Origin of the sequence: Clostridium sp. AM49-4BH, assembly GCF_003478335.1 — a bacterium.
Lineage (GTDB): Bacteria > Bacillota > Clostridia > Lachnospirales > Lachnospiraceae > Butyribacter.
The window spans coordinates 21,590-31,744 of the sequence record NZ_QUFB01000035.1 but is presented as its reverse complement, the minus strand read 5'-3'; the positions used below and the strand labels follow the sequence as shown (position 1 = coordinate 31,744).

Below are 10,155 nucleotides of genomic sequence, written 5' to 3'. Positions count from 1 at the left end.
ATTAACTCCGCACAAAATAGTTAATGGAGCAATATCCACTTTAGCCCTTTCAAAACATTTATAATTTTCAAAACCAATTGATTGTAACATACTACATCTCCTAACAAAATTGATATTTATTTAATATATGGGAGCAAACCTAATTGCTCCCTATAAAATTATATCAAATATATTCAGATACTTCTACAAAAATCTTATTTCTTTGCCACTGTTCGTCTCTTCCAGATCATCACCGCTGCACCAATTACCATAAACAATCCTGCTGCAATCGGAAGTATTGGCATGTTTCCACCTGTCTGTGGTGTATCCGGCACTTCCGGAATCGGTGCATCTTTAACAGTCACTGTCTGCACCTTTCCAGTGTCTTTGATTGTCAACTGTACCGGCTTCGCTAACTGATAACCAGATGGAGCGGAAACCTCTGTAAAGGTGTAAGTCTCTCCTACGACCAGTTTTCCGGTGATGTCGTAAGCATCATCTTTTGTAACAAATTTCATCACTTTATTTCCTTTGGAATCTGTTACAACAAACTTTGCACCGCCAAGAGCCTGTCCTGTCTCCTTGTCCAGTTTCAAAAGCTGGATATGTGTCTGCTCATCCACCATAATGATCTTATCATCAGTATGATCAGCAAAAGTTCCGTCTTTCTGTTTCACGGTAACTACAGATGTATAAGAAATACCTGTTTCGCCGGATACTGCACTTCCGCTGGCCGGATTTACCGTAACTGCACTTCCGCTTGCTACTGTATCTGTTGGATCTACTGCTGCAGAAGATGCCATCACAGACTTTATCTGATAGGTGATCGCATCTGCAGTAACATATCCGTCTGCAGGTCTTGTTTCTGTCAATGTATACTCTTTATCGTGGAACAGTCCTCCTACAAGAAGATTTCCCTTCTCATCGAACGAATACTTAAAATTCTGGTAACCGTCCTTCTCTGTTACATATACTTTGACTGAATCCTTATCCCCTGATGTCCAACTGATAACTTTCTTGCCGGATGCATCCGTAATCTCCAGTTTACAGCCATCAACCTCTTTCGAGCCTGTCACATCAACCTTACTGACCACATTGGTTGTCTGTGTGTTTTCTTTTTCTGCTTTTGCTGTGATCGTCTTTGTCTCTGCATCCTGATACTCCAGATGAATATTGATCGGCGTTGTATCCATATAGTAGCTGTCGGACACAGACAGCTCCTGCAGATAATAGTCTCCGGAATTTAACTTCAGACCAGCAGCATCGTTTGTTGGCATCGGAGAAGCTATCGCACTCAGATCTAACCCCGGTGTCACTTTCGGCTGTGATGGTACAAATGGCAGTCCTGTTGCCGCCGGAGTGCTTGTTGCCGCAGCTTCACTTCCGGCTGTTTCTGCAGAAGCAGACTTTGTATAAAGCTCACTCATAAGCGGCAGTTTCTTATCTGATACAACACTTCCATCCGCACCTGTAGTTAAGGTCGCAAGCTGTGTTCCCGCATCTACGATCTTTTCCCCGGCATAATTGTAAATATCGTGCTTGGAATACAAACCAAACTGTGCTCCTTCAATGGATTCCTTCGTCTTTGCATCCTGCTTAATCAGTTCCAGCTTCGTGCCGGCGAATTCGTTTTTGATATGGAGCAGTCCCTTGTCATCGGTTGCATCGGTACTGTTAAGGACATATTCGTCCTCCCCATCCTGCCACTTAAATTCCAGAGACCACTCTTTGGTATCCGGATACACATATCCGTATGGTGTCTTTGTCTCTTTCAGCTTATATTTTCCTAATGGCAGCGACACATGAATGGTTCCGTCTTCATCCATTGTATAACCGGTAATGCCACCGCATTCCGATGTAAATTCCACACCTTTTCCGGTTGTAAGAACAGCCACCTTATCACCATCTTTGAACCATGTGTCACGGACATTATCGGTACTCTGTCCGTCCTGTGTCACAATATCTCCATCCGCATAAAGGGTAAATTCCACACCATCCAGTTTTACATCCTCAAAAATAAACTCCTGTTTCTCCTTATCCCAGCCTTTTAATACCTCGCCGGTTTTTAAGAGATTCAATTGTCCTTTTGTTTCCTCGTTCAGATACTCCAGCGTGATCGTTACATGATGATATCCATCTTCATCAATGTAACTTTCATAATTGTCCGCCTTGCTGTTTACCACAACCTCCACATACTGATGGTTGATGTGCATACCATCTGCAGCAGCCACTTCATAAATATGATAAGTTCCGGAACGAAGGGAATCTACAGTTACCACTTCACCGGATTCATCACAGATAAAGGTGTCTGCTGTCTTTTTCTCGCCATCTTCCATGTATTCCTGTGTTACCAGTTCTTCCTTTCCATCTACTACCTGATAGATCTGATAACTGGTTCCCGGCTTCAGTACTGTTTTCTCCGTGTTCTTGTCTTTCTTGATGATCTTAAAATACGCCTTGAATAACTCATTGACCTTTTCAAACTCATATACCTTTCCATTTTCTGTTACCCTTGCTTCAAAGTCATCGACATAATAGGCATCCACATCTCCGGAATCCACCTGATGCACTACATAAGTTCCATAGACCAGATCGCCGGTTACAGCATAGCCGTCTGCATTTGTTTTGATCGTTGCTCTCTCATCATCGGCGCAATTATCATAACTGCCCTTCGACTTCAAATACACCTGAAAAGTTGTGTTATTCTCCGGGTAATACTCTTTCTTCGTCGGATCATAAGACTTCTTTTTCACAGCAATCTTTCCTTTGATCGGTATATCTGCGAAATTAGTCTGAAACAGAATCGGTGTAAATTCATCTGTTTTAGCGAAAGCATCAATCTTTAATTCTTTGACTTCATCACTAAGTAAAAAGCCTGTCGGGGCTTGTATTTCTTTCAGGTAATAGGTATTACCGCTTCTGAGATAATCGGTTGTTAATTTTCCTCCACTAATTCGATAGACATCTGCGGTTTTTGCATTGCCTGCAGCATCAAATACCTTTGCTTTCTGTGTGCATGCCTTATCGGAATACAACTGGAATACCGCACCATCCAGTGTTGCATCTCCATGAGCCGAACCGTCTGCAGAACCGCCAGACTTCTTCGCCACTACGATCGTTGCCTTTTTATACTTATTGGTGATCGTTGTCATATACGCCTTGCTGTACTGCGTTGGATGTTCCACCAACTTGTCCGGCCAGTCTCCATTACTGTTTTTCTGCCAGCTATTTGCTTCTTTCAGGGTAATCTTTACCCCTTTGACCATTGCCGGATCTAAGAAAATGTTCTTATTGTTTCCAACACTGTCCTCTGTCAAGGTATAAGAGTTGGAAATATCTTTTATCTGCGAATTCAGATCTTTTCTGATCAGATCCTCAGCCTCTGCTTTTGTCATGTTCTTTCCGAAGTGAACCCCCTGCTTGTATCCGTCATCTTCCAGAGCTTTCTTGGCAGCTTTTTTTTGGTCTGCATTCATCGACGCTAAAGTATTATCCGTATAATAAGCCATCTCATCTGCTTCCAGACGATAAGTCATTCTCCAGGCAACGGTCCCACCATCTGTTGTGAGTCCGCTTACTTCAAACTCCGTATTATCATCTTCATCCGCAGAATTAGCACTCTCTCCACTGCGATCATACTTTCCAAAGGAATATAAGTCATCCAGATTGTCTGCTGATAAAGTAAACTTAATGCCGCCTAGTCCTTTCCCATCTTCGTCCTGCTTATGCAATGTAATTCTCTGACGGTAATAGGTATGATCTGTTATCGTTTTGTAATTTGGATTCTGTAAAATATCTGCATCAACTGTGATCAATTTCTGATAGCCTTTTGTTGCTCCGGTCTTTTCCCACATGGTTGCCTGTGCTTCCCATGCTCCTGTTGGCTGAAAGATCTGTTTATAAAGATCTGCTACAGTCTTATTCGGAAAATACCCGGTATTTGCTTTTACCTGTTTGATCACATTTTTCAGATTTGCTTCAGAAGTATTTCCCTCTGATACCGCCCAAATAAGCGCCTGACCAAGAACAAAGCCCTTCTTTGCCCGATTACAGTCATTAACATAAAAACGGATAATCTTTGCATAGTAACCATGTTTTTCTCCACCGGTATTTTGATTCCAGGTATGAGTATCCGTCACCTGATAAGTATTTCCAGTATGACAAGTTTTGCCAAGACTGAGACAAAATGCAGTCTTACTGCCAACATTGATTTTCCACCATGTTCCCGTTTTCGTCTTTGAACCGACATCGACATTTCCTAATCTTCCATAAGAAGATACCTTTGTTTTTGCCGTCGTTGCTGCACTGACGCTTACCGTATTTTGTGGCAGTAATCCGCACAGCATAGATAATGCCAACAAGCCTGTCAGCATCTGCTTACATCTCTTCTTTACTTTTGATTTCATGATAAACCTCATTTCTACGCATATTTCTTTTTTCCGCATCCACTGCGTCAGGATGCAGACTGATCTGTTATCCGGACTTTTTCTGCCCTATCCGGTGGTGGGCGGATGAGAAATGGCATCTTTTTTCCTCCAATCAAAAAAGCAGGAAATGTATTGACTTTCTTACATACATTTCCTGCTTCGTTATCAGTTACTATATGAAATTTTAATTGCCTGAAAGAATGATCTCCCTTGGCATATCTTTCGTTACTGTTATAGTTACCTTTTCCGCTTTATCATATCCATCCGGTGATGTCTTTTCATAAAACACATAGGTTTTACCAAGTTCCAAGACAATCTGCCTTCCAGACTCCCCTACCGTAATTCGTTTGCTTGTGTTCCATCGGTCGTTTTCCTCATAATAACCGATGGTAGCACCATCAATATACTGTCCGCTTGCTTTATCCTGACGCTTAATGGTAACAACTATGTCTGAGCTGTCCTGTTTTCGTTTGGAAATGTTTTCTGGAGATCCATCGTAAAAGACCGCACACCAGGTATCCTTGTAGCGGGCAATCGCACCACATTGATAGTCTTTATTCAACAGATTCCGGTAATGCCCCGGACTATGCTTCCACGAAAGCATTACTTCTTTAGCACTTGTCTGTCCACTTGCCATATTTTCTCCCAAAGATATGTTATTGCTTACCAACATATCTCCAAATAGTCCTGCATATCCCGTTGAAGATTTTTGTGTCCATCATATCCACTGTGTTTTAGCGGTACAGGGCAAAGCGATATAACTTATCCGACCACGTCAGTGCCTTTACACCTTTCTCTGCCCGGTACTTGTTCTGGATTACAAATGTTTCCTTTGCCTGTGCCTTATAACCATCCTGTCCTTTTCCGATCACCTTGATGCTGTAACGGTACACCCGCACCTTTTTGTGCCCTTTATACAATCGGATTGTCACGGTAGTTCTTCCGCCGGCTTTGCCCTTCAGGTAAATATACTTTCTGCCTTTTGCCTTTGCCTTCAGCACCTTTTTGTTTTTCACACGGACTTTCACTTTGGAATAGTTCTTCAGCTTTGTCGGCGCAAAGCGGATTCCTGCCGAATCCTTGTTTAAGTCGATGGTCATCTTTTTATTCAGCACTTTTGCTTTTGCATCTGCCGTAACAGGCTGCGTCATAAGCACCATCATCGCCATAAAAAATACCATGCCTGTTTTCATCATTTTTCTCATATCGTTCACGCTCCTTGCTGTACGCTGGTCATTCCCAACAATGTAAATTATACTGTATTTTTCTGTCGATTAAAATATATTTTTCAGTTTGTCATAGTCAATCAAATCTTTACTTCCGATCCTCTTGTCGAGTTCGGCTAAAAGTTGTTGATTGCATTCCTGTACCACCAACCGGATGTGATCCATAACATCATCTTTCTCCGGAGATATGCCTTTATGCCTATAATAATAGATCACCGCTTCCCGGATATAAGCACTTTTGTTGTCTGTACTTTCAAGAATGTTATAGACCAGTCTGTGCTTCGGATTATCCAGCCGGAGTAGTACCGGAATTCTGGCAGACTTGTCCTTATTATCCACTGCCACCACCTCCTGTATCACCGGCTTTACTTCCTGCTCCATAAAAATCATACATCACACGGTTACTGATATCCAACTCACCCTGCGATTTTGCCTGGTAAAGTACCGTTAGCATATATGCCTTATGGTTATGTACCTTCGTCACCTGTTTTTGATATTGGTCGATCGCATAATCAATATCACATCGGTTCAGTTTCAAAAGCCGTGATTTCACAACCGCAGCCGGTTTGTCCTCTCCCATTACCCGCAGCACCGGTTTATGGGTATTCAAAATATCATAAAGCACATCCTTGACCGTGTTGATCGAATTATCCTGCACAGCAGAAACATACTTTGGTTCCAGTTCATAATGCTGCTCTATAAACTCCATCGAATAGTCCTCACGCATCACCTTCTGATCCTGATATTGATTATGATTAGGATTAAATATATTAGTCTTTATATCAGGATTTATATTATAGTCTTTATTATTGTTACCCCCATTTGCGTTGCTACCGTAACCGTTATTACCGTTAGCGTACTACCGTAAGGGGGGTAACGGTCATCTTTACCGTTAGTACCAAAAGGGGGGTAACGGTGATTTTCTTCTTTTTCTGCAACCGGATCGCTGATATTTTCAGTCGAACCCTGTTCATTCTCTTCTTCAGATAAATCCGCCTGCCGCTTCTTTTCTGCTCTTGTCAGATTGTTACTGGAAACCGTTCCATCGCAGCTATGATATAGTGTATGTGGTCCGAGATCCGGTTCATCTAACAACTCATACTCAGCCCGCCATACACCATTATCCGGCATAAAGTGAACCTTCAAGTATCCAAAATCTTTTAATTCTTTCCACGCACTATCAAATGCCTTTTTCCCTTCTTTGGTCAGATTTCGGAAATCTTCTTTTGTCCATTTCTTATCCGGCATGGAGATATATGCCTGTATGACAAGATATAGTCCCTTTGCTTTCAAAGAAATGTTCGTGTCTCTGGTAATCTCATTTTGAACGACTGTAAATCCTTTTTTACTTCGGAAGAAACCTTCTGCCATGTTATCACCTACCTGCCATTGACCGGTTGCTCCTCATCCGAAACGGATGAAAAATCACTGTCTTTATTTGCCAGTTTCTCCGCACTTTTCTTCTGTGCAAATTCAACCTCTTCTGTAATGATACTGAAACCATAGACCTTGCTTCCCTCTTTGGTCGTATAGTTGTTATTCTGCACCCGTCCAATGACTAATACACGGGAGCCGCTGTGAAAGTATCTCTCGACAAATTCCGCCTGCCTTCCAAAGGAAGTGCAGTGAAAGAAATCGGCATCGGCTTCTCCATCACGCTTTGCCCGCCGGTTTACAGCAAGGTCAAATTTAGTAATGACAACTTCCCTTCCATCCTCTGCTGTCTTTCTCGTAGTTTTGGGATTTCTCGTCATATTTCCAAGTAAAATAATCTTATTCATTCTGCGCACTTCCTTTCTTTCGTTTCCATGTTTCCAACAATTCAAAAATGATATTCATCATTTCCTCTTCTGTGGTTTCTTCCTCAAAATACTCTGACAGTCGTTCATTTTTCAGAGTAATTTCCTTTTTTCTCTTCTGCTTCTGAGCAGAAGTCAGATAGCGTTCCAAGATCTGCTCATTAAACTTTCCATCTACACTCAATTGCTTTATGGTATTTGCCTGTACTGTCGACAATTTCATTTTGTGCCTGCAAATAGCATCATACACCGCTTCCTGCTCTTTCTCCGGAAGAACCGATAAGCTGACCCCTTGAACCATTCCAAGCTGTTTATTATCTACCAACGCCAGAAGATCATCATTCAGTCTTGCAAGCCATATATATCTCTGAATCAGTTTATAATTCTCGCCACTTTCCTCCGACATCATCTTCAGACTGTTCCCAGCTTTTCCCTGATTCTTCATGGCATCATATTTGATCTTATATGCCTTTGCCTTTTCACTCGGTCGGATGTTTTCTCTCTGAATGTTAGAATCCACCATAACCAGACTGGCTTCATCATCATCCATCTCTTTTACAAATACCGGCATTGTCTCAAATCCAAGCAACTCGCACACATGCTTTCTTGTATGTCCGGCAATGATTTCATAACCGCCTTCTTTATGTTTCCGGACAATTCCCGGCACCAACACCCCATGCTCTCTGACGCTCTCAATCATTTCTGCTAATTCCTCATCCGAACGAATCTGAAACGGATGATTATGAAATTCATGCAGTTCTGAAAGCGGTATCTCTTTCACATCACCTGCTTCCGCAGTCTTTTCCATTTTATTTCCACCAAAGAGGTCATCAAAACTCGTCAATTTTACATTTTCTAATGCCTTTGTTCTACTCATGAGCGATTACCTCCTCTGTCAATTTCTCGTAAGCCTGCGCCACCGGATGCTTCTTATCCAATGTAAAGATGCTCACTCCCGCAGCCGATGTCTCAGCAGCTTTCACAGAAAACGGTATTTTACTTTCAAAGATAGGAATTGCATCCCCATAATACTCCCTGATCAACTCCATAATATCCTTTGCATAGTTCGTTCTTGCGTTCAACATGGAGATTAAAATCCCTTCAAATTTGATTTCCGGATTCAAGTGTTTTTTCACACGGCAAATCGTTTTGATCAACTGCTCCAGTCCCTTTACCGGCAAATAAGCTGCCTGCACCGGAATCAAAACACTGTCCGATGCTGTTAGCGAATTTACTGTTATCATTCCTAAACTTGGCATACAGTCAATGAGAATGTAATCATAGAACTCTCTCATGCTTTCCACATATACTTTCAAGACAAACTCTCTACTCATGGCATTTACAAGCGAAACATCCACTCCTGACAGATCAATGTTACATGGCATAAGGTCAAGTCCCTCTTTATGATGGATGATTCCTTTCGTTACATCCACCTCCTTGTCCATGATGATCTGCTCCATGATACTCGGAAGTGCAACTTCCAGTTCATCCGGATTTTCAATTCCGAGACTCTGTGACAGATTTCCCTGTGGATCTGCATCAATCACAAGCACTTCCTTTCCTGCTCTTACTAAGCCAACCCCAAGATTTGCGGTTGTAGTGGTCTTGGATACGCCACCTTTCTGATTGCATATAGCAATTACTTTACACATAATTCTGACCCTCCGTATTCTATAAATTATTATTTCTTAGTTTCTTGATGTTTTTCTTTTTGACATAAATACATTGTCAAATATAAGCGATAAAATTTGTTATTATCACACTGCATAAAATTCGAAGTGTAGTTAATCTGGTACCTCGGATTTTTTTTTAACAACTTCATCATTCTTCTCAGCTCTTTTTTGTTACCCTGTAACCTGATTTTTAACATCAAACTTACCTCCATTTCTAAAAAGCGGAATAAAAAAACACATCGTTTATTGATGTGTTTTAAAAAATTATTTAAATCATACTAGAGCTTAGCTTCAAACTAATCAAAAGGTGTAAAAAAGGTGTAATTTTAGTTAGATGGTGTTTCATTGTGCCCTAAATGTTGACATTGCCATATTATTTTGAAATATTGCCGTGGCAGATGAATAGTACTTTAATCATAGCTTTATTTCTCCTTGTTTTGCCCCGGAATGCCCCGTTTTGCAAGGAATTTCGAGGATTTTTTGTTATGCTCTGAAATGTGTGAATGTGGCAAATCAGAGCAAGCTTTAGCAAGTTATTACTACCGCTTAGTAGTAAAGTTAGTAGTAAAAGGGATGGGTTACTACTAAGGATTTTCAATTTACCATTTTACTTATTATTAAAAAAGCCAAGAAACAATTCTTGACTTTTCATAGGCTCATATACTTCATTTTCCTAAATCACAATGCCTTTATTTATCATTCGATATTGAACCGACGATATAATTGACCCTTCCATTACATCATTATTCTTTAAAAAAGCACAACTTAAAGCCCTAAAATCACTTGACTTAGGTATTCGTACAAATTTTCCATCAACCAATTTCCCATCTATCAATGAAAATTCCATGTATCTTTTCTCTGTATTTCCTACATGTAATATTTCATCAATAAGGATTTTGCAATCTCCTATCTGTGAATTCAAGCTGTGAGCGATACCATCAAGAAATTCATATGGCGATTCAGATTTGCACAATACCACAAGATAATGATATTCCAGATTATCTGCCAAACCTATCACTTCAAAATCTTTTGTCATAATACCGCTCCTTTC

The 10,155-nt window shown here is 40.9% G+C and carries 10 protein-coding genes; all 10 read right to left on the bottom strand.

Translation table 11 applies throughout. The features are described 5' to 3' along the window. Positions 1-194: 194 nt before the first annotated feature. Complete coding sequence (locus DW981_RS10285; protein ID WP_182434223.1) at positions 195-4,385, bottom strand: SpaA isopeptide-forming pilin-related protein; 4,191 nt, start codon at positions 4,383-4,385, stop codon at positions 195-197. Positions 4,386-4,590: 205 nt separating this feature from the next. Continuing rightward, positions 4,591-5,079, bottom strand: coding sequence for a CAP domain-containing protein (locus DW981_RS10280; protein ID WP_118507659.1), 489 nt, complete (start codon positions 5,077-5,079; stop codon positions 4,591-4,593). Positions 5,080-5,140: 61 nt separating this feature from the next. Beyond that, the gene (locus tag DW981_RS10275; protein WP_118507658.1) at positions 5,141-5,611 is read right to left on the bottom strand and encodes a hypothetical protein; all 471 of its coding nucleotides are present in this window, start codon (positions 5,609-5,611) and stop codon (positions 5,141-5,143) included. Positions 5,612-5,680: 69 nt separating this feature from the next. Next, entirely contained in the window at positions 5,681-5,971 is a 291-nt protein-coding gene (locus tag DW981_RS10270; protein ID WP_118507657.1) for a hypothetical protein, read from the bottom strand. After that, positions 5,964-6,341 (bottom strand): DUF6017 domain-containing protein, encoded by a 378-nt coding sequence (locus DW981_RS10265; protein WP_118507656.1) that lies wholly within the window; start codon positions 6,339-6,341, stop codon positions 5,964-5,966. The genes DW981_RS10270 and DW981_RS10265 overlap by 8 nt, the downstream gene beginning before the upstream one ends. A gap of 80 nt (positions 6,342-6,421) precedes the next feature. Next, complete coding sequence (locus DW981_RS10260) at positions 6,422-7,003, bottom strand: hypothetical protein (RefSeq protein ID WP_118507655.1); 582 nt, start codon at positions 7,001-7,003, stop codon at positions 6,422-6,424. Between the two features lie 8 nt (positions 7,004-7,011). Then, positions 7,012-7,413 (bottom strand): single-stranded DNA-binding protein, encoded by a 402-nt coding sequence (locus DW981_RS10255; RefSeq protein WP_118507654.1) that lies wholly within the window; start codon positions 7,411-7,413, stop codon positions 7,012-7,014. Beyond that, entirely contained in the window at positions 7,406-8,308 is a 903-nt protein-coding gene (locus DW981_RS10250) for a ParB/RepB/Spo0J family partition protein (RefSeq protein ID WP_118507653.1), read from the bottom strand. Before DW981_RS10250 ends, DW981_RS10255 begins: the two co-directional genes overlap by 8 nt. Further along, positions 8,301-9,083 (bottom strand): AAA family ATPase, encoded by a 783-nt coding sequence (locus tag DW981_RS10245; protein WP_118507652.1) that lies wholly within the window; start codon positions 9,081-9,083, stop codon positions 8,301-8,303. The genes DW981_RS10250 and DW981_RS10245 overlap by 8 nt, the downstream gene beginning before the upstream one ends. Positions 9,084-9,777: 694 nt before the next feature. Then, positions 9,778-10,140: a type II toxin-antitoxin system RnlB family antitoxin gene (locus DW981_RS10235; RefSeq protein ID WP_118507650.1), complete on the bottom strand. Its 363-nt coding sequence runs from the start codon at positions 10,138-10,140 to the stop codon at positions 9,778-9,780. Positions 10,141-10,155 lie beyond the last annotated feature (15 nt).

Bases quoted from the DNA above. Each gene is read 5' to 3' on its own strand.
- DW981_RS10285 (WP_182434223.1), bottom strand. From the start codon at position 4,385: ATGAAATCAAAAGTAAAGAAGAGATGTAAGCAGATGCTGACAGGCTTG.
- DW981_RS10280 (WP_118507659.1), bottom strand. From the start codon at position 5,079: ATGTTGGTAAGCAATAACATATCTTTGGGAGAAAATATGGCAAGTGGA.
- DW981_RS10275 (WP_118507658.1), bottom strand. From the start codon at position 5,611: ATGAGAAAAATGATGAAAACAGGCATGGTATTTTTTATGGCGATGATG.
- DW981_RS10265 (WP_118507656.1), bottom strand. From the start codon at position 6,341: ATGGAGTTTATAGAGCAGCATTATGAACTGGAACCAAAGTATGTTTCT.
- DW981_RS10260 (WP_118507655.1), bottom strand. From the start codon at position 7,003: ATGGCAGAAGGTTTCTTCCGAAGTAAAAAAGGATTTACAGTCGTTCAA.
- DW981_RS10255 (WP_118507654.1), bottom strand. From the start codon at position 7,413: ATGAATAAGATTATTTTACTTGGAAATATGACGAGAAATCCCAAAACT.
- DW981_RS10250 (WP_118507653.1), bottom strand. From the start codon at position 8,308: ATGAGTAGAACAAAGGCATTAGAAAATGTAAAATTGACGAGTTTTGAT.
- DW981_RS10245 (WP_118507652.1), bottom strand. From the start codon at position 9,083: ATGTGTAAAGTAATTGCTATATGCAATCAGAAAGGTGGCGTATCCAAG.
- DW981_RS10235 (WP_118507650.1), bottom strand. From the start codon at position 10,140: ATGACAAAAGATTTTGAAGTGATAGGTTTGGCAGATAATCTGGAATAT.